The sequence below is a fragment of the Streptomyces sp. NPDC004721 genome, assembly GCF_053601495.1.
The window spans coordinates 346,786-372,432 of sequence record NZ_JBSGBZ010000001.1; the positions used below are offsets into that span (position 1 = coordinate 346,786).

Annotated in this window: 23 protein-coding genes and 2 pseudogenes; 16 read left to right on the forward strand and 9 right to left on the reverse strand. The window is 71.8% G+C overall.

Translation table 11 applies throughout. The features are described 5' to 3' along the window. Positions 1-19: 19 nt before the first annotated feature. The gene (locus ACWEK3_RS01600) at positions 20-1,375 is read right to left on the reverse strand and encodes an aminotransferase class III-fold pyridoxal phosphate-dependent enzyme (RefSeq protein WP_450539597.1); all 1,356 of its coding nucleotides are present in this window, start codon (positions 1,373-1,375) and stop codon (positions 20-22) included. A gap of 248 nt (positions 1,376-1,623) precedes the next feature. On the opposite strand from ACWEK3_RS01600, the gene ACWEK3_RS01605 reads away from it, so the two are divergent. Then, positions 1,624-4,221: a protein kinase domain-containing protein gene (locus tag ACWEK3_RS01605; protein ID WP_453248647.1), complete on the forward strand. Its 2,598-nt coding sequence runs from the start codon at positions 1,624-1,626 to the stop codon at positions 4,219-4,221. 52 nt (positions 4,222-4,273) lie between these two features. Here ACWEK3_RS01605 and ACWEK3_RS01610 read toward each other — a convergent pair whose 3' ends face one another. Continuing rightward, positions 4,274-5,023: an SLATT domain-containing protein gene (locus ACWEK3_RS01610; RefSeq protein ID WP_450539601.1), complete on the reverse strand. Its 750-nt coding sequence runs from the start codon at positions 5,021-5,023 to the stop codon at positions 4,274-4,276. A gap of 256 nt (positions 5,024-5,279) precedes the next feature. On the opposite strand from ACWEK3_RS01610, the gene ACWEK3_RS01615 reads away from it, so the two are divergent. From ACWEK3_RS01615 to ACWEK3_RS01645, 7 genes are all read left to right on the forward strand, one after another. Continuing rightward, a complete protein-coding gene (locus ACWEK3_RS01615; RefSeq protein ID WP_141359691.1) occupies positions 5,280-5,624 on the forward strand; it encodes a YbaB/EbfC family nucleoid-associated protein in 345 nt (114 codons plus the stop codon). Between the two features lie 57 nt (positions 5,625-5,681). After that, positions 5,682-6,281 carry a recombination mediator RecR gene (gene recR / locus ACWEK3_RS01620; protein WP_141359690.1) on the forward strand — a complete coding sequence of 200 codons (600 nt, stop codon included), beginning with the start codon at positions 5,682-5,684 and terminating at the stop codon, positions 6,279-6,281. Beyond that, entirely contained in the window at positions 6,274-6,945 is a 672-nt protein-coding gene (locus ACWEK3_RS01625) for a DUF5063 domain-containing protein (RefSeq protein WP_450539603.1), read from the forward strand. Before recR ends, ACWEK3_RS01625 begins: the two co-directional genes overlap by 8 nt. A gap of 176 nt (positions 6,946-7,121) precedes the next feature. Beyond that, positions 7,122-8,399: an aspartate kinase gene (locus ACWEK3_RS01630; RefSeq protein ID WP_376541594.1), complete on the forward strand. Its 1,278-nt coding sequence runs from the start codon at positions 7,122-7,124 to the stop codon at positions 8,397-8,399. After that, positions 8,396-9,487: an aspartate-semialdehyde dehydrogenase gene (locus tag ACWEK3_RS01635; protein ID WP_376652453.1), complete on the forward strand. Its 1,092-nt coding sequence runs from the start codon at positions 8,396-8,398 to the stop codon at positions 9,485-9,487. The genes ACWEK3_RS01630 and ACWEK3_RS01635 overlap by 4 nt, the downstream gene beginning before the upstream one ends. Positions 9,488-9,902: 415 nt before the next feature. Continuing rightward, positions 9,903-10,571 (forward strand): SigE family RNA polymerase sigma factor, encoded by a 669-nt coding sequence (locus ACWEK3_RS01640; RefSeq protein ID WP_453248658.1) that lies wholly within the window; start codon positions 9,903-9,905, stop codon positions 10,569-10,571. Between the two features lie 104 nt (positions 10,572-10,675). Beyond that, complete coding sequence (locus tag ACWEK3_RS01645; RefSeq protein ID WP_450539605.1) at positions 10,676-11,728, forward strand: hypothetical protein; 1,053 nt, start codon at positions 10,676-10,678, stop codon at positions 11,726-11,728. Positions 11,729-11,736: 8 nt separating this feature from the next. On the opposite strand, the gene ACWEK3_RS01650 is transcribed toward ACWEK3_RS01645, so the two are convergent. Next, on the reverse strand, positions 11,737-12,552 hold the full coding sequence (locus ACWEK3_RS01650) for an SURF1 family protein (RefSeq protein ID WP_453248648.1): 816 nt from the start codon (positions 12,550-12,552) through the stop codon (positions 11,737-11,739). 201 nt (positions 12,553-12,753) lie between these two features. Here ACWEK3_RS01650 and ACWEK3_RS01655 point away from each other — a divergent pair, with 201 nt between their 5' ends. Further along, positions 12,754-14,586, forward strand: coding sequence for a prolyl oligopeptidase family serine peptidase (locus ACWEK3_RS01655; RefSeq protein WP_450539609.1), 1,833 nt, complete (start codon positions 12,754-12,756; stop codon positions 14,584-14,586). Between the two features lie 117 nt (positions 14,587-14,703). Here the strand turns inward: ACWEK3_RS01655 and ACWEK3_RS01660 are convergent, their stop codons facing one another. Then, positions 14,704-16,674 (reverse strand): NAD-binding protein, encoded by a 1,971-nt coding sequence (locus ACWEK3_RS01660; protein WP_453248659.1) that lies wholly within the window; start codon positions 16,672-16,674, stop codon positions 14,704-14,706. 242 nt (positions 16,675-16,916) lie between these two features. Here ACWEK3_RS01660 and ACWEK3_RS01665 point away from each other — a divergent pair, with 242 nt between their 5' ends. Continuing rightward, positions 16,917-17,486: an RNA polymerase sigma factor gene (locus ACWEK3_RS01665; protein WP_361414102.1), complete on the forward strand. Its 570-nt coding sequence runs from the start codon at positions 16,917-16,919 to the stop codon at positions 17,484-17,486. Positions 17,487-17,493: 7 nt separating this feature from the next. Further along, complete coding sequence (locus ACWEK3_RS01670) at positions 17,494-18,249, forward strand: hypothetical protein (protein WP_453248649.1); 756 nt, start codon at positions 17,494-17,496, stop codon at positions 18,247-18,249. 280 nt (positions 18,250-18,529) lie between these two features. Here ACWEK3_RS01670 and ACWEK3_RS01675 read toward each other — a convergent pair whose 3' ends face one another. The 4 genes from ACWEK3_RS01675 to ACWEK3_RS01690 form a co-directional block, all read right to left on the reverse strand. Next, on the reverse strand, positions 18,530-20,560 hold the full coding sequence (locus ACWEK3_RS01675) for an ABC transporter ATP-binding protein (protein ID WP_453248650.1): 2,031 nt from the start codon (positions 20,558-20,560) through the stop codon (positions 18,530-18,532). A 248-nt stretch (positions 20,561-20,808) separates the two neighbouring features. Beyond that, a complete protein-coding gene (locus ACWEK3_RS01680; RefSeq protein WP_450539614.1) occupies positions 20,809-21,225 on the reverse strand; it encodes a YeeE/YedE thiosulfate transporter family protein in 417 nt (138 codons plus the stop codon). After that, positions 21,225-21,929, reverse strand: a complete 705-nt coding sequence (locus tag ACWEK3_RS01685; protein ID WP_450539616.1) for a YeeE/YedE family protein — start codon at positions 21,927-21,929, stop codon at positions 21,225-21,227. The genes ACWEK3_RS01680 and ACWEK3_RS01685 overlap by 1 nt, the downstream gene beginning before the upstream one ends. A 1,185-nt stretch (positions 21,930-23,114) precedes the next feature. Beyond that, positions 23,115-23,339, reverse strand: coding sequence for a YciI family protein (locus ACWEK3_RS01690; RefSeq protein ID WP_453248651.1), 225 nt, complete (start codon positions 23,337-23,339; stop codon positions 23,115-23,117). A 131-nt stretch (positions 23,340-23,470) separates the two neighbouring features. On the opposite strand from ACWEK3_RS01690, the gene ACWEK3_RS01695 reads away from it, so the two are divergent. Then, entirely contained in the window at positions 23,471-23,662 is a 192-nt protein-coding gene (locus tag ACWEK3_RS01695) for a hypothetical protein (RefSeq protein WP_453248652.1), read from the forward strand. 178 nt (positions 23,663-23,840) lie between these two features. Continuing rightward, the gene (locus ACWEK3_RS01700) at positions 23,841-24,317 is read left to right on the forward strand and encodes a hypothetical protein (protein ID WP_388484849.1); all 477 of its coding nucleotides are present in this window, start codon (positions 23,841-23,843) and stop codon (positions 24,315-24,317) included. 218 nt (positions 24,318-24,535) lie between these two features. Here ACWEK3_RS01700 and ACWEK3_RS01705 read toward each other — a convergent pair whose 3' ends face one another. Then, positions 24,536-24,928: a hypothetical protein gene (locus ACWEK3_RS01705; protein ID WP_453248653.1), complete on the reverse strand. Its 393-nt coding sequence runs from the start codon at positions 24,926-24,928 to the stop codon at positions 24,536-24,538. Positions 24,929-25,119: 191 nt separating this feature from the next. Here ACWEK3_RS01705 and ACWEK3_RS01710 point away from each other — a divergent pair, with 191 nt between their 5' ends. The 3 genes and pseudogenes from ACWEK3_RS01710 to ACWEK3_RS01720 form a co-directional block, all read left to right on the forward strand. Next, entirely contained in the window at positions 25,120-25,332 is a 213-nt protein-coding gene (locus tag ACWEK3_RS01710) for a hypothetical protein (protein ID WP_453248654.1), read from the forward strand. A gap of 24 nt (positions 25,333-25,356) precedes the next feature. Then, a pseudogene (locus ACWEK3_RS01715) lies at positions 25,357-25,478 on the forward strand (site-specific integrase); the annotation flags it as partial. A 56-nt stretch (positions 25,479-25,534) separates the two neighbouring features. Then, a pseudogene (locus ACWEK3_RS01720) lies at positions 25,535-25,647 on the forward strand (IS982 family transposase); the annotation flags it as partial.

The window sequence follows — 25,647 nt, forward strand, 5'->3', positions numbered from 1 at the left end:
GCTCGCGCGGCCCGCGCCGCTACGCGGTGTGCTCGTCGGCCACCGACAGCGCGGCGTCCAGCGCCGTGAGGCCCTCCTTCAGCTCGGCCTCGGTCGCGTTGCACGGCGGGACGACGTGCGTGCGGTTCATGTTGATGAAGGGCCACAGGCCGTTCGCCTTCGCGGCGGCGCCGAAGGCAGCCATGGGGGCGTTCGCCTCCCCGGCCGCGTTGTACGGCACCAGCGGCTCGCGGGTCTCGCGGTTCTTCACCAGCTCCAGGGCCCAGAACATGCCCACGCCGCGCACGTCGCCGACGCTCGGGTGCCGCTCGGCCAGCTCGCGCAGCCCCGGCTCCACGATCTCGGCGCCGAGCCGCTTGGCGTTCTCGACGATGCCCTCCTCGGCCATCACGTTGATCGTCGCGACGGCCGCCGCGCACGCCAGCGGGTGCCCGGAGTACGTCAGACCGCCGGGGTAGGCCCGCTTGCCGAAGGTCTCCGCGATCTTCCCGGAGATGGCGACGCCGCCCAGCGGCACGTACCCGGAGTTCACGCCCTTGGCGAAGGTCATCAGGTCCGGCACGACGCCGAAGAGGTCCGCCGCGAACCACTCACCGGTCCGCCCGAAGCCGGCCATGACCTCGTCCAGGATGAAGACGATCCCGTACTTGTCGCACAGCTCGCGCACCCCGGCCAGGTAGCCGGGCGGGGGCACCATGATCCCGGCGGTGCCGGGGATGGTCTCCAGGATGATCGCGGCGATGGTCGCGGGCCCCTCGAAGGCGATCGTCGCCTCCAGGTGCTCGAGCGCCCGCGCGCACTCCTGCTCCTCGGTCTCGGCGTAGAAACGGGAGCGGTAGAGGAAGGGCGCCCAGAAGCGCACCACGCCGGCCGAGCCGGTGTCCGACGCCCAGCGTCGCGGGTCGCCGGTGATGTTGATGGCCTGCTGCGTGCCGCCGTGGTACGAGCGGTACGCCGAGAGCACCTTGGACCGCCCGGTGTGCAGCCGCGCCATGCGCACCGCGTGCTCGACGGCGTCCGCGCCGCCGTTGGTGAAGAAGATCTTGTCCAGGTCGCCCGGCGTCCGCTCGGCGATCAGCCGTGCCGCCTCGGACCGCGCCTCGACGGCGAACGCCGGCGCGAACGTGGCCAGGGTGGCGGCCTGCTCCTGTATCGCGGCGACGACCTTGGGGTGCTGGTAGCCGATGTTGGTGAAGACGAGTCCGCTGGTGAAGTCCAGGAAACGCTTGCCGTCGTAGTCCCAGAAGTACGAACCGTCGGCACCGGCCACGGCCGGCGGGTCGATGAGGTCCTGGGCGGACCAGGAGTGGAACACGTGCGCCCGGTCCGCGGCCTTGACGACTGCACCGGCTTCGGGATTCGGCTGAGGGGTCATGCGGCCGAGGGTAAACGGCGCGGACGGGGACGCGACATCGGCGCCCTGTCTGCGGACGCGGGGTTTTAGCGACAGGTTGTCGGGAGGGGGCCCGCGCGGGTCGGAGCTGTTACGGGTCGGACCTGTTACGGATCGGACCTGTTACGGAACCGTAGACACCGCGCCGCCCGGCCGGACGGGCGCCGCACTATTCTCGGTCTGACGCACAGGGACCGTATCGGGGGATATCGGGGGGAGGCGGTTCGGCCATGGAGAGGCGGCTGGGGCCTGGCGATCCGCAGCGTATCGGCGCGTACCGGCTGCTGGCGCGGCTCGGGGCCGGCGGCATGGGGCAGGTGTTCCTGGCCCGGTCGGACCGGGGGCGGACCGTCGCCGTGAAGCTGGTGCGGCCGGAGCTGGCGCAGCAGGAGGAGTTCCGGGCGCGGTTCCGGCAGGAGGTGCGGGCCGCGCGACAGGTCGGCGGGTACTGGACCGCGCCCGTACTGGACGCGGACACCGAGGCCGCAGTGCCGTGGGTGGCCACCGGGTACGTCGCCGGGCCGAGCCTGCAACGGGTCGTCGGGCACGACCACGGCCCGCTGCCCGAGCGGTCGGTACGGATCCTCGCGGCCGGGCTGGCGGGCGCGCTGAAGGACATCCACGCCGCCGGTCTCATCCACCGCGATCTCAAGCCCTCCAACGTGCTGGTGACGATCGACGGGCCGCGCGTCATCGACTTCGGCATCGCCCGCGCGCTGGAGACCGCCACGGGCGGTGGGCTCACGCGGACCGGCGCGCTGGTCGGCTCGCCCGGGTTCATGGCGCCCGAGCAGGTCCGCGGCGACCGGGTCACGACCGCGTGCGACGTCTTCTGCCTGGGCTCGGTCATCGCGTACGCGGCGACCGGCGCGCTTCCGTTCGGCGGCACCGACAGCGGAGTGCACGCGCTGATGTACCGCATCGCCGAGAAGGAGCCCGACCTCGAGGCGCTGCCCGAGGGCATCGCCGACCTCGTCCGCGCCTGCCTGAAGAAGGATCCGGCGGCCCGGCCCACCGTGGACCAGATCGTCCAGCGCACCGGCGCCGAGGACACGATCGCCGACGGCCGCCTGCGCGACCCGTGGCTGCCGAGCGCCCTGGTCGCCCAGCTCGGACGCCACGCGGTCCAGCTCCTGGAAGCGGAGAACCCGGAGGAACCGCGCGAGCCGGCGACACCCCCCGACCTCACCAGGGGCCCGACGGGCCCCGCGGGGCAAGCGGCGGGTGGGCCCGGCCCTCACGGACCGTCCGGGGCTCCCGGGGAAGTGCCGGGAACGCCGTCTGCCGGGCTCGGGGCCCCCGCAGCCGCCGCTTCGGGTGCGCCCGGCCCATATGGGGTGTCGGTGTCGCCCGGTACGCCGGGAGCCGCCGGGGGTTCGGGCGGGGCTGGTGCCGTTCCGGGGGCGCCCGCTGCCGGTGTGCCTGGCCCCTATGGGCCGCCGGCGTCGCCCGGTACGCCCGGTGTGCCGGGAGCCGTTGGGGCTCCGGGAGGCGCTGGGGTCGTTCCGGGAGTGCCTGCTGCCGGAGTGCCTGGCCCTCACGGGGCGGCCCCGTCGCCCGGTGTGCCCGGTGTCGTCCCGGGAGCCACTGGGGCTGCCGGAGGGCCTGGGGCTGTCTCCGGGGCGCCTGTTGACGGGTCCGGAGCTGCCGCTTCGGGCGTGCCCGGCCCCCATGGGGCCTCGGTACCGCCCGGTGCGCAGGGAGCCGCCGGCGTTTCGGGTGGAGCTGGTGCCGTTCCGGGGCCGCCCGCTGCCGGTGTGCCTGGCCCTCACGAGGCCTCAGTGTCGCCCGGTGTGCCGGGAGCCGCCGGGGTTCCTGGAGGGGCTGGGGCGCCCGCTGCCGGTTCCGGGGCCGCCGGGGGTGGCTCGCAGAGGCCGGGTGCTGCCGGCTCCGCCGGGGCGCGGTCGTACGCCTCCCCCGAGCACGCGCCCGTCTCCGACGCCTCCGTGCCGCCGCCCGGGCAGCCTGGCGGTGGGGGCCACACCCCGGTGAATCACCTGCCCACCATGACCGCGGGGCAGGTGCCGCCGCCGGGCCCGGCGCCCGCTTCCGTCCCGTACGGCTACCCCCAGCAGCACCCGCAGCCCGCCGCCTACGGCGACCCGCAGCAGCCCGGCGGCTGGGGCGCGCCGCCCGGGAACCACCCGTACGGCGGCCTCGGCCAGACCCCTCCGTACGGCCCGCCCCCGATCGGCTCGACCCCGCCGTACGGCCCGAGCCCGCTCCCGGACCGGGAGCCGCGCCGCAGCGTCCGCTCCACCGCGGCGCTGGTCGCGGTGGCACTGGTGGTGGCGCTGGGCGCGGGCGGTTCCGTGTACGCCCTGCTGCGCGGCGGCGACAGCGACAACAAGGGCGGCGGGGCCGGTCCGACGCCGGCCGTCAGCGTGCCCACCACGCACGACGCCACGGGCCCCGACGGCTCCGGCCCGTCACCGGCGGCCTCCCAGCCGGAGTCCCCGTCACCGGCCGACGGCGTGGTCCCGACCGGCTACCTCGGCAGCTGGACGGCGACGATCCACAACGCCTACGGAGCGAACAGCCGCCGGCTCACCATCACCCAGGGAAACGTGGGCGACACCGTGCTCACCCTCGTCGCCGACGGCCCCACCGACAGCGGCGGCACCTATCACTGCGTGTTCGAGGCCCGGCTCGCCCACCGCCCGAGCGGCGGCGGCCCGCTGGAGATCGGCCCCTCCGTCGTCACGACCGGACAGCAGAGCGAGGGGTGCAACCCGGGCGCGGCCACGCAGGTCATCCTGCTGCCGGACGGCACGCTCCAGCGCGTGAACACCGGCAGCGGGGAGAAGCTGGGGTACACCAGGCAGTGATGGTGTCGGAGCCACCGGACGGTGCCGGAGTCGGCGCCACCGGTGACCGGGGTCAGCGCGGCTCCGGCGGCCGCTGCCGGGGCATGTTCGGCCGTGCGGCGCTCGGCGGCAGCGGCAGGCGCCCGTGCCCGCCCCCCGGCTCGGACCGCCCGGTCGTCCCCGGCCCCGCCGCCTGAAGGCCCATCGGCGCCGAGCCGATGTGGAACTCCACCATCCAGTCGGCCGTCTCCGTGCGCACCAGCTCGTTGACGTCCTCCGAGAACCGTCGCAGCACCCCCAGGCACCGCTCGGCGGCCTCGCCGGCCGTTCCCTCCGCCGGGCCCAGCACCTCCCGCACGTTCTCGGACGCCCAGTCGAACTGGAGCGCCTGCAACCGGCGCTGCACGGCCTGCGCGGTCGCCACGTCCCGCATCCACCCGGCCGTCACCCCGAAGTACCGGTCGATCCCGACGCACGCCACGCACAGCAGCAGCGCCACATATCCCCACGGCGCCACGCCGTCGGCCGCCCCGGTCAGATCGAGCAGGGGCAGCGCCGCCCCCGTCACCGCCCCCGCCGCCGCCCCGGCCCGCAGTGCACGCGCCCCGCGCCGCTTCCACACCCGCTCCCCCAGATACCAGGCCACGGTCTGCAGCGCCCCCCGCTCCACCCAGCGGTACAGCTCGTCAAGCCGCTGCGCCGGCTCGCCCCAGTCGCCGAGCGGGAACGGCCGCCCGGTCAGATCGCCCGGCCGCAGCCCGGCCGCCTCGTCGTCCCGCCCGTTCTGCGGCGGCCGCTCGGGCTGCATCTCCGGCTGACCCACCCGGCACTCCCTACTGATTACGATCCGTGACGCTGGCTGACACGCCGGACCCTTCCTACCCCCCAATGGGTGGCGAGGCGCCGGGAAGTACAGCTTTTCCGCCCGGAAGAGGGCCTTGATCAGGTATAGAACTCATCCAAGACTCACTCGAAAGAGTGGCGGGGCGCTGCCTGCCCGGACCACGTAGGCTCGTGCCAGCGGGGAACCGGCGAATCGGCCCCCCGCCCGGAAAGCCGTACGAACGCAGGAGCTGATCGTGATTCCCGGTGGTGGCCAGCCCAACATGCAGCAGCTGCTCCAGCAGGCCCAGAAGATGCAGCAGGACCTTCAGCGGGCCCAGGAGGAGCTGGCGCGGACCGAGGTCGACGGGCAGGCGGGCGGCGGTCTGGTGAAGGCCACCGTCACCGGCGCCGGCGAGCTGCGCGCGCTGAAGATCGACCCCAAGGCGGTGGACCCGGAGGACACCGAGACCCTCGCCGACCTGATCGTCGCCGCCGTCCAGGCGGCCAACGAGAACGCCCAGGCACTCCAGCAGCAGAAGCTCGGCCCGCTGGCCCAGGGCCTGGGCGGCGGCACCGGAATCCCGGGGCTGCCTTTCTGAGGCGGGCTCCGGGCAACTACCGTACGTACCGAAGCGACCAGGAAGGACGGCAGTCCGTTGTACGAAGGCGTGGTCCAGGACCTCATCGACGAGCTCGGGCGGCTGCCCGGCGTCGGTCCCAAGAGCGCGCAGCGGATCGCCTTCCACATCCTCCAGGCGGAACCGGCGGACGTACGGCGGCTCGCCCAGGCCCTGCTCGAGGTGAAGGCGAAGGTCCGCTTCTGCGCGACCTGCGGCAACGTCGCGCAGGAGGAGCTGTGCGGGATCTGCCGCGACAGCCGCCGCGACCCCTCGGTCATCTGCGTGGTCGAGGAGCCGAAGGACGTCGTCGCCATCGAGCGCACTCGCGAGTTCCGCGGCCGTTACCACGTCCTCGGCGGGGCGATCAGCCCCATCGAGGGCGTCGGCCCGGACGACCTGCGCATCCGGGAACTCCTGGCCCGTCTGGCGGACGGCACGGTCACCGAGCTGATCCTGGCCACGGACCCGAATCTCGAAGGCGAGGCGACGGCGACGTACCTCGCCCGCATGATCAAGCCCATGGGCCTGAAGGTCACCCGCCTGGCCAGCGGCCTCCCGGTGGGCGGTGACCTGGAATACGCGGACGAGGTCACCCTCGGCCGCGCCTTCGAGGGGAGACGACTCCTAGATGTCTGACGCCACGCTGCACGCCACGAGCCAGAACCCGGACGACTTCGCGGTCCAGATCGCCGACCAGGTGGAGAGCTTCCTGGTCGCGGTCACCGCGGTCGCCAAGGGCGACGAGCCGGACTCGGCGGTGCCCTTCCTGCTGCTGGAGGTCTCCCAGCTGCTGCTGGCCGGCGGCCGGCTCGGCGCGCACGAGGACATCGTCCCCGACGAGCGCTACGAACCCGACTCCGGCCCGGAGCAGGACGTGGACCAGCTCCGTGAGAACCTCGCGCGCCTGCTGGAGCCGATCGACGTCTACTCCGAGGTCTTCGACCCCTACGAGCCGCGCCGGGCACCCGTGCCCGCCCGTATCTCCGACGACCTGGCGGACGTCATGGCCGACCTGCGGCACGGCATGGCCCACTACCGCGCCGGCCGCACCACCGAGGCCCTGTGGTGGTGGCAGTTCTCCTACTTCTCCAACTGGGGCTCCACGGCCTCCGCCACCCTGCGCGCCCTCCAGTCCCTGGTCGCCCACGTCCGCCTCAACCAGCCCCTGGAGGAGCTGGACGGGCTGGACACCGACCAGGGCATGGGCGACGAGACCCTGGAGTTCGAGGCCGGCAAGGTCATGGCGGAGGAGATCGCGGACCCGCTGGGACTGCGCCGGGCGCCTGACCGCACGGTGTGACGCGGCGCACTTTCCGAGTGGTATTCCACTCCCTGGGCATGAGCCGTTCTGACGAACGGGCGCCGGGTATCTCACCATGCGATATCGCGAAAGGGAAATTCGGACGCTCGATAGACTGAGCCGACCGCACCGCATATGCGTGAGTGCGATGGACACGGACTGAGCGAGGAGCGCACGTGGGCCTTGTCGTGCAGAAGTACGGAGGCTCCTCCGTAGCCGATGCCGAGGGCATCAAGCGCGTCGCCAAGCGGATCGTGGAAGCCAAGAAGAACGGCAACGACGTGGTTGTCGTGGTTTCCGCGATGGGCGACACGACGGACGAGCTGATCGATCTCGCCGAGCAGGTTTCCCCGATGCCTGCCGGGCGCGAGCTCGACATGCTGCTGACCGCCGGAGAGCGGATCTCCATGGCCCTGCTGGCCATGGCGATCAAAAACCTGGGCAGCAAGGCCCAGTCGTTCACCGGCAGCCAGGCAGGTGTCATCACCGACTCGGTGCACAACAAAGCCCGGATCATCGACGTCACGCCGGGTCGTATCCGGACCGCGCTGGACGAGGGCAACATCGCCATCGTCGCCGGTTTCCAGGGCGTCAGCCAGGAACGGAAGGACATCACCACGCTGGGGCGTGGCGGGTCCGACACCACCGCCGTCGCGCTCGCGGCCGCCCTCGACGCCGAGGTGTGCGAGATCTACACCGACGTCGACGGCGTGTTCACCGCCGACCCGCGCGTGGTGGCGAAGGCCCGGAAGATCGACTGGATCTCCTTCGAGGACATGCTGGAGCTGGCCGCGTCCGGCTCCAAGGTGCTGCTCCACCGCTGTGTGGAGTACGCGCGCCGGTACAACATCCCGATCCACGTCCGCTCCTCCTTCAGCGGGTTGCAGGGCACGTGGGTCAGCAGCGAGCCGATTCAGCAAGGGGACAAGAAGGTGGAGCAGGCCATCATCTCCGGTGTCGCACACGACACCTCCGAGGCCAAGATCACGGTCGTCGGCGTGCCCGACAAGCCCGGCGAGGCCGCCTCCATCTTCCGTACGATCGCCAATGCCGAGATCAACATCGACATGGTCGTGCAGAACGTGTCCGCCGCCTCCACCGGCCTGACGGACATCTCCTTCACGCTGCCGAAGGCGGAGGGCCGCAAGGCCATCGACGCACTGGAGAAGAACCGGGCCGGCATCGGCTTCGACTCCCTGCGCTACGACGACCAGATCGGCAAGATCTCCCTGGTCGGCGCGGGTATGAAGACCAACCCGGGCGTCACCGCCGACTTCTTCACCGCGCTGTCCGACGCGGGCGTGAACATCGAGCTGATCTCGACCTCCGAGATCCGTATCTCGGTCGTCACCCGTCAGGACGACGTGCCGGGGGCCGTGCGCGCCGTGCACACCGCCTTCGGGCTCGACTCCGACAGCGACGAGGCCGTCGTCTACGGAGGCACCGGGCGATGAGCGACCGACCGACGCTCGCGGTCGTGGGTGCGACCGGAGCCGTCGGCACGGTACTGCTCCGGATCCTGTCCCAGCGCGCGGACATCTGGGGCGACATCCGCCTGCTCGCCATTCCCCCGGACTCCCACCCGCGTCCGAGCGGCGCGGAGTCCGAGCGCGCGGTCGGCCGCAGGCTGACCGTGCGCGGCGAGGAGGTCGAGGTGGCCGCGCTCGCCGAGGACGCCTTCGACGGGGTGGACATCGCCCTGTTCGACGTCCCCGACGAGGCAGCCGCGCACTGGGCGCCGCTCGCCGCCGCCCGGGGCGCGGTGGTGGTCGACAACTCGGGCGCCTTCCGCACCGACCCGGACGTGCCGCTCGTCGTGCCCGAGGTCAACCCGCACGCGGCGCGGCGGCGCCCGCGCGGCATTGTCTCCAGCCCCCACTGCACCACCCTGTCCATGATCGTGGCGCTGGGCGCGCTGCACGCCGAGTTCGGCCTGCGCGAGCTGGTCCTCTCCTCGTACCAGGCGGTGAGCGGTGCCGGACACGAGGGCGTCGAGACCCTGCGCCGGCAGCTGTCCCTGGTGGCGGGCACCGAGCTGGGGACCAGCCCCGGTGACGTGCGGCGGGCCGTCGGGGACGACACCGGTCCGTTCCCGGAGCCGGTGGCGCTGAACGTCGTGCCGTGGGCCGGGTCGCTGTGCGACGAGGGCTGGTCGTCGGAGGAGATGAAGCTGCGGGACGAGTCCCGCAAGGTGCTCGGGCTGCCGCGGCTGCCGGTCGCCGTGACCTGCGTGCAGGTCCCGGTGGTCACCACGCACTCCCTGACGGTGCACGCCCGCTTCGAGGGCGAGGTCACGGTCGGCAAGGCGCGGGAGATCCTCGCCACCGCGCCCGGCGTGGTGCTGTACGACGACCCGGCGGCGGGTGAGTTCCCCACGCCCGCCGACGTGGTGGGCACCGATCCGACGTGGGTCGGGCGGGTGCGCCGGGCGCTGGACGATCCCACGGCGCTGGATTTCTTCGTGTGCGGTGACAACCTGCGCAAGGGCGCGGCGCTGAACATCGCGCAGATCGCGGAACTGGTGGCGGCCGAGGCGCCGTGACTCCTGTCGCGCGAGTGGGCCCCCGGCCGGAAATACCGCGGCCAGGGGCCTGTTTGTTTGTAGGATCCATGTAAGAATCATGGTCCGGCCGGTGGGCTGGACCACTTGATCCATGCCGTTCGGCGGCTGATGATTTGCCTCCCCGTCCTTTGCAACCGCACGAAGGGCGGGGAGCGTCTTTGCGGTCGCCCTTCGGGGGCGTGGGGACGCTGCGGGACGTGGGGACGTCCCGGTGATTCAGGCATAGGGGATGAGCGGGACGCATGAGGGCATACCAGGCGCATTCGGTTGTGCCGCCTGCCGCGAGAACGTCGTCGGACGGGTCACACGGCGCAAATGACTTGCCCGGCACGTACAACCTCGGTGGGGGGAGACGTGTCCAACTGGCGTGGCAGAGGTTCTCGAGTTCACCCCCATGCTCTTCGAGCGGGAGGTATCCCCAGCGGCGACCCGCGGCACCGCACTGCGGCCGCCTCGCGCGGCGCTCCGTCCGCGCGTTCCCGGCGGCATGCCGGTGATCGCGCCCGTGCCCGCCGCGCGGCCCGCCCGCATACCCAGTCAGCGTGAGGCCGTCGAGGAGACCGTGGCGGCCGGCACCACCGTCGACCATCTCACCGAGACCTACCGCGCGCACTACCGCTCGCTGCTGGGCCTGGCCGCGCTCCTCCTCGACGACACGGCCTCCTGCGAGGACGTGGTCCAGGAGGCGTTCATCCGCGTCCACTCCGCCCGCAAACGCGTCCGGGACCCGGAGAAGACCCTCGCCTACCTGCGGCAGACGGTCGTCAACCTCTCCCGTTCGGCCCTGCGCCGCCGCATCCTCGGCCTGAAGCTGCTGTCCAAGCCGATGCCGGACATGGCCAGTGCCGAGGAGGGCGCCTACGACCAGTTGGAGCGCGACTCCCTGATCAAGGCGATGAAAGGCCTCCAGCGCCGCCAGCGCGAGGTCCTGGTGCTGCGCTACTTCGCGGACATGACCGAGGCGCAGGTCGCCGAGACCCTCGGGATCTCGCTGGGCTCGGTGAAGGCGTACGGCTCGCGCGGCATCGCGGCGCTGCGGGTCGCGATGGGGGCGTCGGCATGAGGAAGCACGACGAGGACCGCGATGACCGCGAGCCGGACGAACCCGGCGCTTCGCGCGAGCCGGAGCATCAAGAGCACACGCAATCGCACGCTGGGAACGGAACCGTGAACCACAGCCCCGACGAACTCGGCCCGGACGGGCTCGACTCGGACGAGCTGGAACTGCGCAGGATGCTGCACCAGGCGGTCCAGGACGTCGAGCCGCGGGACGGCACGCTGAACCACCTGCGGCGCGCGGTCCCGGCGCGGCGGGCCCGCAAGCGGCAGGCCGTCGTCGGCCTGGCGGCCGCCGCCCTGTTCGTCGGCTCCGCCATCCCCGCCCTCGTGCACGTGTCCCAGACCGCCGACTCCGACGCCAACCCGGAGATCGCCGGGAAGGCCTCCCAGGCCCAGGGCGACACGAGCCAGGGCAAGAACCCGGACGGTGGCGAGAGCGGCATCGGCGGCTCCTCGGACAAGGCCGCCGGCGGGGCCCCGCAGGACCGGAAGGAAGACCACAAGGGCGGTCCGGACACCGCTGCCGACAGCGGACCCACCGGCGCTCCGGACAGCTCCTCTTCCCCTTCCGGCAGCGACGCCCCGGTGTGCACGGCCGCCCAGCTCGGCCCCGCCACCGCCACCGTCGACGCCCCCGACTCGGCCGGTGTCGTCTACGGCACCTTCCACGTCACCAACGTCTCCGCCGGCAGTTGCCGGGTCGGCGGCTCCGGATCGGTGAGCACCCTCGCGCAGGGCGCGGCCGACGCCACCAGGATCACCGTGGTCGCGCACACCTCCGGCGACGCGGCGGCGGAACTGCCCGACCCCTCCACCGAGGTGCCCGGCCTGCTCCTGCCGTCCGGCTCGGCGTACGAGGTGAAGTTCGCCTGGGTGCCCTCCCAGACCTGTCCGACCAGCGGCGGCGGCAGCACCGGCGGCAACGAGACCGGCGGGCCCTCGGCCGACCCGTCCCCGACCCAGGGCGCGAGCACCACGGGTGCCACGAGCACCGGCGGCGACGGCGGCCCCAACACCCAGATGCTCCTGGCGGACAGCACGGCTGACGGCAGCGTCGTGGTCTCCCACACCCCGGAGGCCGGCTCGCCCTCGGCGTCGGCGACGGTGACGAACGCGTGTGCGGGGACGATCTACCGGACCGGGGTGCTCCCGGCGTCGTAGGGGGCCGGTCAGGTGCCGGACGCGCCGCTCGACACGGGCGCCGGCACCGGGGCCTCGTCGGACTCCGCGGGCGCCAGCCCCAGTTCCGCGTCCCGCAGGGCCTCCACCTCGCGGCGCACCAGCCGGAACCACATGAAGACCACGAAGCCGGCGAAGACGAACCACTCGCCGGTGTAGCCGAGGTTCTGGAACGCCTTCAGGTCCAGTCCGGTGTTGTCGGGGGCCTTCGCCGGCACCGCCGTCATCCCGGGGGCGGCGTGGTCGAGGGTGACCCAGGCGTCGTACACGCGGTACGGCACGAGGTTCACCAGCGAGGCCGCGCTGATCGCCGCGGTCTGCCCGGACGGCAGTCCGCCCCGGGCGCTGACCCCGTTGTCACCCGGTGTCTCCGACGCCTGGAGCGCTCCGGTGACCGTGACCTCGCCCGCGGGCGGCGCCGGGACCCGGGCCGGGTCGGGGGTCCCCGGCAGCCAGCCGCGTACGACCGGCAGCGCCTTGCCGGAGTCGGTGCGCAGCAGCGTCAGCACGTAGTACCCGGGCTTGCCGTCCAGCTCGCGGTCCGGGACCAGCAGCTGATCGGCGTACCGGCCGGTCGCGGTGGTCTGCATGCCGGACGTGCGCTTGTCCACGGGCAGCAGCCGGTCCAGCGGGCGCGGCGCCTCCTCGCGGTAGGAGGCGGCCTGCTCGGTCGCGGTCCGGTGGTCCTGCACCCGGGCCTCGAACCGGCTCAGCTGCCAGGACCCCATGAACACGCAGAAGGGGATGGCGAGCAGCACGAAGACGTTGATGCCCCACCAGCGAGGTGTCAGCAGAAACCGGTACACGCCCTCAACGGTACGGTGCCGCACGCTCCGTCCCGGTCGCGGGGTCGGCACTCAGGGGCGCCGGGTGGCCGGGACGCGGGACGCCCGGCGGGTGGGAAAGGTGTGGAAATCGCAAGAGGATGCAAAGGGTCCGGGCGGAGTTGTCCACAGGCTGGGGAGACCGGTCGGCGATTTGTCGGCGGGACCGGGCAGTATGGGGTCATGACTGAGAGCAACGGGTCCGACTCGCCGCAGCAACTCGACCGGCGGGCACTCATCGAGGAGATGCCGGACTGGGAGAAGCGCTTCCGCGCGCCCCGGGTGTCCCTGCCCGACTGGGCGGAGGACGCGCCGGAGCGCTCCCTGTTCGTGTCGAACGCGACGGGGACGTACGAGCTGTACGCCTGGGAGCGGGCGACGGGCGGGCAGCGGCAGGTCACCGACCGGCCGAACGGCACGACGGACGGTGTGCTCTCGCCGGACGGGCACTGGATCTGGTGGTTCGACGACAAGGACGGCGACGAGTTCGGCGTCTGGCGGCGGCAGCCCTTCGAGGGCGGGGCCGACGAGGCGGCCGTGCCCGGCCTCGGGGCGTCGTATCCGGCGGGCCTCGCGCTCGGCCGGGACGGCCGCACGGCGGTCGTGGGGCGCTCGACGGACGAGGACGGCACGACCCTGCACCTGGCCCGCGACGGCCGGGTGACGGAGATCTACCGGCACCGCGAGTCGGCGGGCGTGGGCGACCTCTCCCACGACGGCTCGCTGATCGCCCTGGAGCACACCGAGCACGGCGACGCGATGCACTCGGCGCTGCGCGTACTGCGCCCGGACGGCACGAAGGTCGCCGAACTGGACGACACCAAGGGCGGGACGGTCGAGCTGGGCCTCGAGGTACTGGGCTTCGCCCCGGTCGACGGGGACACGCGGCTGCTCGTCGGCCACCAAAGACGCGGCCGGTGGGAGCCGCTGGTGTGGGACGTGGCGACGGGCGAGGAGCACGACCTGGCGCTCGACCTGCCCGGCGACGTGAGCGCCGAGTGGTGCCCGGACGGCGGCGGACTGCTCGTGGTGCACGGCTTCGAGGCCCGCAGCGAGCTGTTCCGCTACGACCTGGCCACCCGTGAACTGACGACGATCCCGACTCCGCCCGGCACGGTCTCCGGGGCGACCGCCCGCCCGGACGGCAGCGTGGAGTACCTGTGGTCCTCGGCGGCCGAGCCCTCCGCGGTGCGCTCGACGCACGGCGGGGTGGTCCTCGACCCGCCCGGCATGAAGTCCCCGGGGTCGGTGCCGGTGGAGGACGTGTGGGTGGAGGGCCCCGGCGGCCGTATCCACGCCCTGGTGCAGAGGCCCGCGGGCGCGACCGGGCCGCTCCCCACGGTCTTCGACATCCACGGCGGCCCCACCTGGCACGACAGCGACTCCTTCGCCGCGGGCCCCGCCGCCTGGGTCGACCACGGCTACGCGGTGGTCCGGGTCAACTACCGCGGCTCGACGGGCTACGGCCGGGCGTGGACGGACGCGCTCAAGCACCGGGTGGGCCTGATCGAGCTGGAGGACATCGCGGCGGTCCGCGAGTGGGCCGTCGGCTCGGGACTGGCCGACCCGGCCCGGCTGATCCTCACCGGCGGCTCCTGGGGCGGCTACCTCACCCTGCTCGGTCTCGGCACCCAGCCCGGCCTGTGGGCGCTGGGCATCGCGGTGGTCCCGGTCGCCGACTACGTCACGGCGTACCACGACGAGATGGAAGCGCTGAAGGCCATGGACCGCACCCTGCTCGGCGGTACCCCGGAGGAGGTGCCCGAGCGCTTCGAGGCCTCCTCGCCGTTGACCTACGTCGACCAGGTCGAGGCGCCCGTCTACATCTCCGCCGGGGTCAACGACCCGCGCTGCCCGATCCGCCAGGTCGAGAACTACGTCAAGCGCCTCAAGGCACGCGAAGCCGTCCACGAGGTGTACCGCTACGACGCCGGCCACGGCTCCCTGGTCGTCGACGAACGCATCAAGCAGATCCGCCTGGAGCTGGACTTCGCGGAGCGGCATCTGCCGAAGTAGGGAAGCCGCGGGGCGCAGGTGGCCCAGGACCGCGCGTCCTGAGCCACCCCCGGCCCGCCCCGCGCACCTCCTACGCTCCCTGCGCCCCCCGTTCCTCGGTTCCTGCGGCCCCCGTTCCTACGGTTCCTGCGTCCCCGTCCGCTCCCGCGACCTGCGGCCCAGCAACTCCGCCAGACCGCGCCGGGTCGCCGCGAGCACCACCCGGTCCTCCTTCCGCAGGACATAGGTGCCGGGCAGGTTCCACACCAGACCCGAGGCCCGGTCCGGGTGCTCGGCCGCCGCCTCCGGTGCGGCCGGATCCCGCCGTTCGTCCGCGGTCATCCCCACGTCCAGCGCCAGCACCCGCCAGTACCCCGGCCGGAAGGCCTCCGCGAGCGTCCTGCCTTCCAGCTGCGGATGCCCGCCCACGTCCACGGACGCGAACAGCAGAACCCGCCGCTCCACCGGGATCGCCCCCAGGATCTGTCGGCCGAACATCGCGCCGGCGAACGCGGGCGCCGCCAGGTGCGTCACGCTCCGGCTGCGCGTCAGGGCGTTCGGGTGGGCGGCCCGCAGGGTGCGGTACACCGCGGTGGCGAAGTCGTCGTCGTACAGCCGCAGCACCACCCGCAGATCGGGGCGCACGGACCGCGCGTACAGCACCGCCTCGAGGTTCGTCGTGTCCGCGCTGGTCACGGCGAGCAGCGCGTGCGCGCGGTGGATCTTCGCGGCCTCCAGCACGCCCTCCTGCGTGACGTCCCCGAGCACCACCGGCACCCGCAGCCGCCGCGCCGTGGCCACGCCGCGCGCTTCCGGGTCCGACTCCACGCACACCACGGGAATGCGCAGCTCCCGCAGCCGCGTCAGCACCCGGGTGCCGATCTTGCCGAGTCCCAGCAGGACGACGTGCCCGCCGAGCCCTCGCGGCGGCCTGCGCAGCGCCGACGCAGACCGGAACGTGCCCAGCGCCTCGAGCACCGCGGCCAGCACCACCGGCAGCAGCAGCACACCCACCAGCCCGGTCAGCAGTTGCAGGAGCTGCCGTCCGACCGGTTCGCCGAGCGCGGGATCGTCGATGGCGAACAGGTCGAGCAGCGTCAGGTACACCGCGCCCAGCGGATGGACCCCGGCCACCACCCACAACGCCACCGCGAGCGCGAACACGCACGCCAGCAGACCCGCCACCGTCCACCGCAGCCGCCGCGAGAACAGCGACGTCAGCGGCGGCACGGCCGCCGCCACCACGCGCCTGGCGGACAGCGGCGCACCGGCCGCGTACGAGACCTGCTCCAGCACCACGGTCGCGCGCCCGGTGGCCGCCCGTACCGCCGCCTCGTCCGGCAGCAGCTGCGGCCGCTGGTCGCCGCTGTCCTCGGAACCGTCCGCGCCGGCCGGATCGCTGGTCGTCGCGGACAGCAGCGCCAGTGTGCACAGCCCGGGGTCGGCGACCTGTCCCGGCGCGGGCGGCGGCCGTTCCACCGCGCGCAGCAGCAGCCCGTCGGTCTGGACGACCTTGCTGGTGCCGACGACGGCGCTGGCGGCCAGCGCGGGCGCGGCGGTGTCGGCGTCGGACAGCACGGTCGTGGACGCGTCGGCGCCCGCCGCGTGGTCACCGCCGACCGCCAGCGCGGCGGTCTGGTCGAGGAGTTCCTCGATGTGCTGGCCCAGCCGCCGGTTGTACAGGCGCACCACGAGCCGCAGCCGCGGATTGAGGCGGCGGGCGGTCAGGGCGGCCCGGATGTTGGTCTCGTCGTCGTCGTACACCAGGGCCAGCGCCGCCGCCCGCTCCACACCAGCGTCCGCGAGTACGGCCTCGGTCAGTTCGGCGGCCTCCAACAGCCGGTTCGCACCGGCGGGCGGACCGCCCGCGGCACCGCCCGCGCCCCCGCCTGTGCCGTTGCCCGCGCCGCCGGCCCCGACTCCCGCCCGGTTCACGGCCGCGCTCACCACCCGGTCCAGCAGCGCCGACGCCGTGCGGCTGCGGCCCACCACCGGTGGCCGCACCGTGCGCTCGGAGGGCGGCACGACCAGCGTCACGTGCTCGCCGTACACCCCCCGTAACTCGGCGACCAACCGGTGCGCGAGTCCGTCGTCCCCGCACACCACCATGTGCACGCCCGTGCCGTCCGGCACACCACCCTGATACGGAACGCTCCCCACGAGGGAAGAGACTGCCGTACCGGGACGCGTGGTTCCACCATCCACCCGGTTCCCGCGCGGTCACCGAGGGCCCTCTGCCCGAAACCGTTCCGCGACAGAGCGCGCGGAGAGCGGTCTCGCGGGAGAATCGGAGCATGGGATTCCGTTTCGGTCGGGCAATCCCTGCGCGGGGATGGTCCGTATATACGGATGTGTCGAGAAGCTGGTTCCCGGTGGGCCGGCTCCCGGATGAGGCTCTCCTGTCCGGGCTGGCGACCGGTGATCCGGAACTCGCGGTCAGTTTCGTACGTAGGTTTCAGCACCGGGTCTTCGGTGTCGCCGTCGCGGTCACCGGTGACCCGCAACTAGCGGAGGACATCTCTCAGCAGACATTCGAGCGGGCGTGGCGGCACGCGCAGATCTACGACTCGCGCCGCGGGTCGGTCACGACCTGGCTGACCACCATCGCCCACAACCTCGCCATTGACGCCGTACGGTCACGGCGTCAGGAGCCGGTGGCGCCGGAGGACCTCGACGCGATCCTGGACGTCGTCAGTGACACCCCCGAGCGGCACGCGCTGGCCGACGAGGCGTCGTCCCGGCTGCGCGCCGCCGTGGCCGAGCTGCCGCGCGAACAGGGCCGTGCCCTGGTGATGGCCGGCATCTACGGCATGACCGCCCAGCAGATCGCCGACTGGGAGCACATTCCGCTGGGCACCGCCAAGACACGGGTCAGGACGGCGATGGGGAAGCTGCGCACCACCCTTGCCTCCTTCCAGTGAGGCGACCATGGCCAGTGAGATCAGCTGCGAGAAGTTTCGCGAGATCGGCGTCGAGCTCGCGCTGGGCGTGCTGCCCGGCCGTGAGCGGGCCGGTGCCGTCGCGCACCTGGAGAGGTGCGCGGACTGCCGCGAGTACATCGGACAGCTGACTCTGCTGGGCGACCGGCTGATCGGGCTCCTGCCGGGCAGCGAGCCCCCGGTCGGGTTCGAGAGCCGGGTGGCGCAGGCACTGACGCAGCGGGCGGCACACGACGGGCATGCGCACGCCCGGGCGCCGGGCATCCCGCGTCCGGGCGTGCTCGGCCGGATACGGCCACGGGTCGCCGCTGCCGCGGGCGCCGTCCTCCTCGCCGTCGGCTTCGGCGGCTGGGCGGTCGGCACGGCGATCGAGTCCACCGTGGCCGGGCCCGCTTCGACCGCCGCCGTCGGGTCGGGCATGTTGTGGGGCGGGTTCACCTCCGCCGACGCGGCCGGAAAGCCGGCCGGCGAGGTCTACGCCCATCCCGGCTCCCCGGGCTGGATCTACATGACCGTCGACCTCGCCAAGACCGGCACTCCCCACGAGGGCAAGGTCACCTGCCGGCTGGTGCGCAAGGACGGCACCACCATCCGCGTCGGTGACTTCACCCTGCGCCACGGCCGGGGCTCGTGGGGCGGCCCGGCCACCGTCGACCCCGCGAAGCTGGCCGGCGCGCGGGTGATCGCCCCCGACGGCACTGTCCTGGCCAGGGCCCACTTCGCCACGGGCGAGGAGACTTCCTGAGGGCTGCCGGTCAGGCCGGGCCACTGCCGGCCAAGGATCCCGGCGAGCGCGCGCGGCAGGCGCCGGCGCGCCGCGACCGGCGGGGCGGCATCCTCCATCTGCGGAGACCGGAGGCCGGGGCGCAGCACCTCGATGACGCAGCGGCAGGCCCGTTCCTCGCTCCAGGAGCCGTACAGGTCGAGTCAGCCCGCGCGGGTCAGGTGCCCGAGGATCCGGTAGCGGGGGACCGGGCGGGTGCCCGCGGGCAGCGGCGGTTCCACGGCCGTCTGCGTGACGGCGGTCAGGACAGCACCGTGCCCTGCGACGGGGGCCCGGCGGACGAGGCCATGCTGTGCAGCCGGTGCAGCCGGGCGTACATGCCGCCGCGCACGAACAGCTCGTCGTGGGTCCCGGACTCGGTGACCCGGCCGTGATCGAGCACCACGATCCGGGTGGCGTCGCGGACCGTGAGCAGGTTGTGGGAGATGACGATGGTCGTCCGGCCCGTCATGAGCCGGCGCAGTGGGTCCATGATCCGGCGGCTCGACTGCATGTCCAGGCCGGTGGTGGGCTCGTCCAGGAGCAGTACGGGCGCGTCCCTGATCATCGCGCGGGCGATGGCCAGCCGCTGGCGCTGTCCGCCGGACAGTGTCTGGCCACGCTGGCCGACCACGGTGTCGTAACCCTCCGGGAGCAGCCGGATGAACTCGTCGGCGTCCGCGGCGCGGGCCGCCTCCACGATCTCGGTGTCGGTCGCGTCGGGCCGGCCGTAGGCGATGTTCTCCCGCACCGTGCCGTGCAGGACCAGCGTCTCCTGCAGCACCACCGCGACGTTGTCGCGCACGTCGGACAGGGCCAGCTCCCGCAGATCGGTGCCGTCGAGGCGGACAGCGCCCTGGTCGGGGTCGTAGAACCGCAGTTGCAACTTGGCCACCGTGGACTTCCCGGCCCCGCTCGCTCCCACCAGGGCCAGGGTCTCGCCGGGGTGGACGTGGAACGACACGTCGGACAGCGCCCAGCGGGACGTGTCCGGATAGCGGAAGGACACGCCGTCGAACTCGACCTCGCCGCGCGCCCGGCCGATCCGCCGGGCATCCGCGGCCTCCCGGACCTCGGACCGCTGGTCGAGCAGCTCCACTATGCGCTCGGCGGAGGCGGAGGCGGAGTAGAAGGTGGCGCCGAGATGGGACAGGTCACGGACCGGGCTGTAGAGCTTGCCGATCAGCGCCAGGAAGACCAGCAGCCCGCCCAGCGTGAGGTGCCCCTGCGCGAGCTGCCAGGTGCCGAGCGCCATGACGGCGACGCCGCCGCACACCTCGATGAGCTCCACGAGCGGCTCGTAGACCGCACCGATCCGCGTCGAGGCCATCGCGGCGTGGAAACGGCCCACGTTCTCCCGCTCGAAGCGGCGCTGCTCCCAGTCCTGCCGGTTGTACGCCTGCACCAGGGTCATGTTGCCCAGCGACTCCTCGGCGACCGCGCTGAGCGAGCCGCTGCGGCGCCTGCGCTCGCGCGACGCCTGCTTGATCAGCCGGGAGAAGTGGACGGCGGCGCCCCAGAACAGCGGCACGATGACGATCGCGATGAGCGTGAGGTCCCAGCTCAGGTAGAAGAGCAGGCCGAGGAAGATGCCCAGCCGGACCACGTCGTAGAGCACGTCCACGACACCCGAGAGCAGGAACGTTTCGACGGCGTCCACGTCCCCCGTGATCCGCGACAGCACGTCCCCCAGCCGCCGCCGTTCGAAGAATCTGAGCGACAGCCCCTGGAGGTGCCGGAAGACGTCGGAGCGCAGGGCGAGCAGGAAGCGTTCACTGACGTACGCGGAGGTCACTTCGTCGGCGAAGCCCAGGATGCCGCCGACGACGATGAGTCCCACATACGTCGGCGCGATCCAGACGAAGGGGTGGAGGTCCCGCGGGACGAGTACCTCGTCCACCATGACCTTGAAGAGCCACAGTTCGGCCGCGTCGATGACGGGCCCCGTCAGACTGAGCAGGACGAGCGGCAGGAGCCAGCGTCGGCGCCCGCTGGTATAGGGCCAGAAACGCCGGAAGATCACGCGCGGCGCCAACGGCGGGGCGGCAGCCACCACGTCGTCGGCGTCCGTGCCCACGGACAGAAGACGCCTCAGGACACGCCAACGGAGCGGACCGGCTCCTTCGGGCACCGGTCCGCTCCGCTCCGAGTCGCTGTTAGTAGCGCCCACCGCGTCCGCCGCGTCCGCCGCGTCCGCCACGACCGCCACGACCGCCGCGTCCGCCGCGACCACGTCCGCCGTGTCCGCCGTGTCCGCCGTGTCCGCCGCCGTGTCCGCCGTGTCCGCCGCCACCGCCGCGTTCACCGTAGTCCCGGTTCAGCGTGGGGAAGAGTGCGTTGAAGATCGCCATAATTCCTCCTGCTGGAACTTGTTTCTCAGTGGTTACGTCCAGGAGCGGGAATCGGATGGCGATTTAGGTCAAAACGCGGCAAACATCCTCGCGTCTGCCGGAGACCGCGTGAGGTCCCGCCGTTCCCAGTGACGGCGGGACCTCACGGTGCGCGGTGCGTCAGGACATGAGCACAGGCCGGTCGACCTGGTCACAGCCCGCAGGAGCCGCGGTCCAGGTGGAAGAAGCGGGCGTTGGCCCAGCGGCACAGCCAGATGCCGACGGCGACGCCGGCGAGGGTCACCAGGGCGGGCAGGTAACCGCCGGCGACCTGGGTGATCGGGATCGCCGGGCAGCCGCCGGAGATCGCCCACCCCGTGCCGAACAGCACCGCGCCGGGGATCACACCGGCGTGGATCCGCCCCGGGGTCCGGCGCACCCGCAGCAGGGCGAACGCGAGCACGATGATCACGACGGCGCCCGCGAAGGACAGGAACATCCGCAGGTCCTGGAAGGTGAACATGCGGTTCAGCTCGGCGTAGTCGCCGAAGCCGATGTTGGAGACGGTGAAGCCGAGGGCCAGCCCGGTGATGATGTTGGCCAGCAGAATCGCGCCCCGGGTACGCATCAGATCACCTTCCACAGGAGGAACGACACCCCGACGGCGGTGCCGAAGAACACGGCGGTCGCGACGATGCTGACCGGGCGCAGCCGGCCGCAGCCGTTCAGCCCGTGGCCGGAGCTGCACCCGCCGGCCAGCCGGGTGCCGAAGCCGACCAGCACGCCGCCGAGGAACAGCAGGACGACCATGGTGATCGGATCGCTGGTCACCAGATCGCGGAAACCCGGGCCCATGTCGTAGCGGAGCTCGAACCGCCCGGACGCGAGCGACGCGATCAGTCCGCCCAGGAAGATCGACACCAGCAGGGCGGCCTGGGTGACCAGAGGGGCGGGACGCTGGCTCGTGACCGAGGAACCCTCCGTCGCCACCGGTTCGACGTCCGGAGCCGGCGGCTGCGGTGGCGCTCCGTACGGGGGCTGCGACTCTCCGTACGGGACCTGGGGTGAGGCCGGCGCTCCAGGTCCCGGGGGCGAGGCCGGCCCTCCGGGCAGGGTTCCGAAGTGCTCCGCGGTGGCCGCGGCGAGCGCTTCGGCGAGCTCCTGATCGTCGGCGAACTCGTCGTCCATCTGCTCGAGACGCCGTTCGCTGCGCCAGTGCAGCACGCGGTCCCAGGCCGACGACACCCCGAAGGAACGATCGGTGGTGAGGGTGTAGTTGACGGTGACCAGAGCGAGCCCGACCGCGCCCGCCCACCAGGGCCAGTAGTTCATGCCGGACCTCTCATCCAGTCGGCGAGCCGACCCCACAAGCCGCGCTTCGCGCGGGACGCCCGCGCCGTGTGCGGAGCGGGGCGGTCCGAGGGGCGGGGAGTTGTTATGTGGTGAGTCGGTGTGTGGGGTGACGGTTGGTGAGGCGAGACCGGCGCCGGGACCGGTGCCGGGGACGGTGCCGGAGGCGGCGCCGCCCCGAACCAGGCCGTGCTCTCCAGTCGTTCGGGACCAGGTGACGCCGGCTCAGGCGGCCCGGCCGGTGCCGGCCGGGACCACGCGTCGGGCTGCGGCTGCGGAGCCTGCCGGGGTGCCTGCGTGGGGTTGGTCGCGCTGGACCGGTTCGCACCGGCCGTGCCTTCGAGGTGCCGCGCGACCGCTCCGTTGGGCAGCAGGCTGATCGGCACGCGCTCGCCGGTGAGCGACAACTGGTAGCGGGCGCAGTCGTGCCACTGGTCCGTGCTGTCGCAGTAGTAGTCGCGCCACCCCTGCAAGCTCGCCCTGAGCAGGGGGAAAAGCGGGCATCCCACGGCGTGCGAGCAACCCACGTTGCTCCCTCCTGACCGGCGCAGACCGCCCGTTCACAAAGGGGCGGTCGCCGTTTCCTGGTTCTTGTCCTTGCCGCGCCCACTCGACGATCTCAATACGTCGGGGGAATGTAGGCACAGAGCCGTATTGTGACTGCCAGTCACCGCGTTCAGCCGTGATGGAACCACTTTCCCGGTGCCCCGGGCAACCCGAACGAGTTTTCCGGCCGAACCACTTGACATTGCTCAGTGAGCTGCGCCACGCGAAAGATCTGCTCTCCTACCTCTGATGTCCGGATATTTGCCGGCCGACAGCGGGGCCTTTGATCGCGATTAGGTCTCATGATCCCGTCCACCACGGGCCCGAGCCGGGCGATTGTGGAGAGGGTGCGAATGTTCGACCAGGTTGTGGCGAGACCGTGAATATTGCAGATCAGCCCGGCAAGAGCCGATGCGGAGATCGATCTCCGCTCAGTGAATGCGACCCCCTTCCGAACACTTCACGTGTATCCGGCTGAAGGCCCGGACGGGAGAATTCGGCGCTCCGCGGCACTTTCCCGACCACCGAATTCTCCCGCCCCACCACGGAAGCTCACAGCCCCATGGACACCTTTTTCCCTCCCGCGTCACTTGATCAACGGCTGCCCCTCCCGCAGGCCGGTCACCTCACGCCCTTGGTGCTGAAGTACGGGGCTTTGGCCAGGGGTTCGTCGAGGGCGGCACGGTCCGGTACGTCGACGACGATGACGGTGCCCGAGTCGCCGGCGAGCGGCCCCGCCATGCGGGCGATCCACTTCTCGTGCAGGACGGTGAGCTTCTCGCGGTGCGCAGGACGCGTCGCGAGCCGCTCGGGTGCGGAGGTGAAGGAGAGTTCCACGATCCACACGCGGGTGTGCGTTCCTCTCCCGAGTGCTCCTACGGCTGGCCATCGTCGCGTTCGAGGGCGGTGGCCGTGAAGGTTCTCGGCGGCGGCGTCGGCGACGTGTCGGACACCAGGGCCCGGTCGGCTCAGACGCGGTGACGGCCGGCCTTCAACTGGCCTATGAAGGCTGCCCAGGAGCCGGCCTCGAAGGTCAGAGCGAGGCGATCGCTCTGCTGGTCGGTCACAGCAGCCAGGCGACGACCGAGGCGGTCTACCGGAAGCAGCTCCGGCTCGTGATCACGAAGGGCGCCGACCTCGATGCGAACTATGGGCGGGACGGTCGTTGAGGTCTGCCGGGCTGGTGAATCGGTCGTCGAGCGCTGGTGACGGTCGGCTGCGGACGTCACGGTTGCTATGCATCTGTGCTGTACTACAGCGGCTCCGGAGCCGGCGGACGTCTCAGTATGCGGGAACGGACTGCTCGTTGGCCGCGTCAAGTCCAACTGGTACTGGAGGAAGGTGCGTATGAGGAAGCTGGTTGGTTCGCTCGGCAGTGGCCTGCTGGTCGTCGGGATCACCGCGGGGGTGTGGTGGAACTGGTTCCACGAGCCCTATGCCCTGGCCGACGCGCCCAAGGTCGACGTGACGGTGCGCGCGGAAAAATCCACGTACCCCGACGTACAGGAGACGACCGAGGACGTCGACACTCTCGTACGGGTCTACGTCCAGCGGCTCAAGGACGGAGACGCGAAGGGAATCGCCGAGCTGGCCGGGCCCGCTTACAAGCAGCCCGGGCCTACCGCGGCCAAGTACGTACGCGAGTACGGCCAGGCGGCGGGCGGTCCCGTCGAAGTCACCGTGCTGGAGGGATCCGTTCCCTACTTCAACCCGGTGACAGTGGCGTACAAGCAAAGCGGTCAACGGCAGGAGCTGCTGCTGGTGAAGGATGACGGGCACTGGTGGATAGGCCTCGGCGACGGCGACCCTGCGGCGGGCCTGTAGTGACAACCGCGGAAGACGACGTTTGAGGTGCAGCCTCATCCTTATCAGGTCGATCACGGGGGCCTGTGGGCATCGGTCAGCTCGCCGTGGACGTCGGCTGACCGTCCGCCAGTGCTCGACGGTGACCGCCGCTGTTGGTGTCAGCCGTTGGTGTCAAACACCAGCAGCCCAGTTGACAGTTCTCGCTCTGGGGATACGACCCGATTCCGCACCTGTGATCAGGAGCGGATCATCGCTACTACGTGCTCCAGCTGCGTGTCCATGGCCCATAGCCATACTGGTCCATCAGACGATTCGCACTCGATCACCGAGACGCCGGCCGGGAGCCACAACCATTCGCGGCCCTGCTGCTGGCGTACTCGGACAAAAAGCAGATCTGCCGGAACCTCACGGAGCCGAGTCCACGGCCAGCGAGGTTCCCATCGAAACTCTTCAGCATCAGCTCGCGCCCGGCCCAAACCCCATCGGCGGCCCACGTTCGGCCGCTTGGCCCCGATCAGGAAGAGGGCTGCTTGCCCCGCCTTGGCCCGTGCCATGGCCCGCCGCGATCGCCAACGGCGGATCGCCTCGCCGAGCAGCACGCCGAGCAGCGCGCAGATCCCTATAACCATGCGCGCAGTAAAGAAGGTTGGTGATTGATCGCCAAAGGGACGAGTCATTACCGCAGTTGCCCGTCATCATGGACGTCATGGACACGTCGAGCGCCGAGTGGATCACTATCGCGGCCTACGAGAACCTGCCTGGCTCCCTCCAGCCGATGGCGGCCGCACGCGCTTGACTGCGCGATCGCGGCATCGACTGGATGCCCTTCAAGGAGGACGAGATCTGTTGGGGGCTTGCCTGCGGCATCGGTCCTGACGGCCACTGGCACGGCTGGTTCGACATCCGCATTCACGCCGACGCACTGCGGCGGCTCGGTCTGCTGCATCCCGACCAGCCCACCGACAAGGTCGCCCACCCTTCCCCGCCCGGATGGTGGCACGCCACCGCAGAACGCAACGCTCACTTACGGTAACCGTCCGCAAGTGACCCACTGAGGATCAACGCTGACGAGTGGACGCCCCGGGAGCTCCGGCACAGCTTCGTGTCGCTGCTCTCGGACCGGGGGTAGCCCTGGAGGAGATCTCTCCGCTCGTCGGCCACTCCGGTATAGCCGTGACCTAGACGAGTCTGTCCAAATGACTGCGGGCGCGAAGAGAGGGTGTCCATGATCGTTTGTGACGACGAACCTGAATACCCTCGTGACCGCACTGTACGTGAAGATCGATGACGAGTGGGCTGACTTGGCACGGCTGCCCGGACGGCCGCCGAAGCTCAGTCACTCGGAGTT

What these genes read in the sequence shown, in the direction of transcription:
- ACWEK3_RS01600 (WP_450539597.1), bottom strand. Translation starts at nt 1,375, where the DNA reads ATGACCCCTCAGCCGAATCCCGAAGCCGGTGCAGTCGTCAAGGCCGCG.
- ACWEK3_RS01605 (WP_453248647.1), top strand. Translation starts at nt 1,624, where the DNA reads ATGGAGAGGCGGCTGGGGCCTGGCGATCCGCAGCGTATCGGCGCGTAC.
- ACWEK3_RS01625 (WP_450539603.1), top strand. Translation starts at nt 6,274, where the DNA reads ATGTCTGACGCCACGCTGCACGCCACGAGCCAGAACCCGGACGACTTC.
- ACWEK3_RS01635 (WP_376652453.1), top strand. Translation starts at nt 8,396, where the DNA reads ATGAGCGACCGACCGACGCTCGCGGTCGTGGGTGCGACCGGAGCCGTC.
- ACWEK3_RS01640 (WP_453248658.1), top strand. Translation starts at nt 9,903, where the DNA reads ATGCTCTTCGAGCGGGAGGTATCCCCAGCGGCGACCCGCGGCACCGCA.
- ACWEK3_RS01655 (WP_450539609.1), top strand. Translation starts at nt 12,754, where the DNA reads ATGACTGAGAGCAACGGGTCCGACTCGCCGCAGCAACTCGACCGGCGG.
- ACWEK3_RS01660 (WP_453248659.1), bottom strand. Translation starts at nt 16,674, where the DNA reads ATGGTGGTGTGCGGGGACGACGGACTCGCGCACCGGTTGGTCGCCGAG.
- ACWEK3_RS01670 (WP_453248649.1), top strand. Translation starts at nt 17,494, where the DNA reads ATGGCCAGTGAGATCAGCTGCGAGAAGTTTCGCGAGATCGGCGTCGAG.
- ACWEK3_RS01680 (WP_450539614.1), bottom strand. Translation starts at nt 21,225, where the DNA reads ATGCGTACCCGGGGCGCGATTCTGCTGGCCAACATCATCACCGGGCTG.
- ACWEK3_RS01685 (WP_450539616.1), bottom strand. Translation starts at nt 21,929, where the DNA reads ATGAACTACTGGCCCTGGTGGGCGGGCGCGGTCGGGCTCGCTCTGGTC.
- ACWEK3_RS01700 (WP_388484849.1), top strand. Translation starts at nt 23,841, where the DNA reads ATGAGGAAGCTGGTTGGTTCGCTCGGCAGTGGCCTGCTGGTCGTCGGG.
- ACWEK3_RS01705 (WP_453248653.1), bottom strand. Translation starts at nt 24,928, where the DNA reads ATGGTTATAGGGATCTGCGCGCTGCTCGGCGTGCTGCTCGGCGAGGCG.
- ACWEK3_RS01710 (WP_453248654.1), top strand. Translation starts at nt 25,120, where the DNA reads ATGCCCTTCAAGGAGGACGAGATCTGTTGGGGGCTTGCCTGCGGCATC.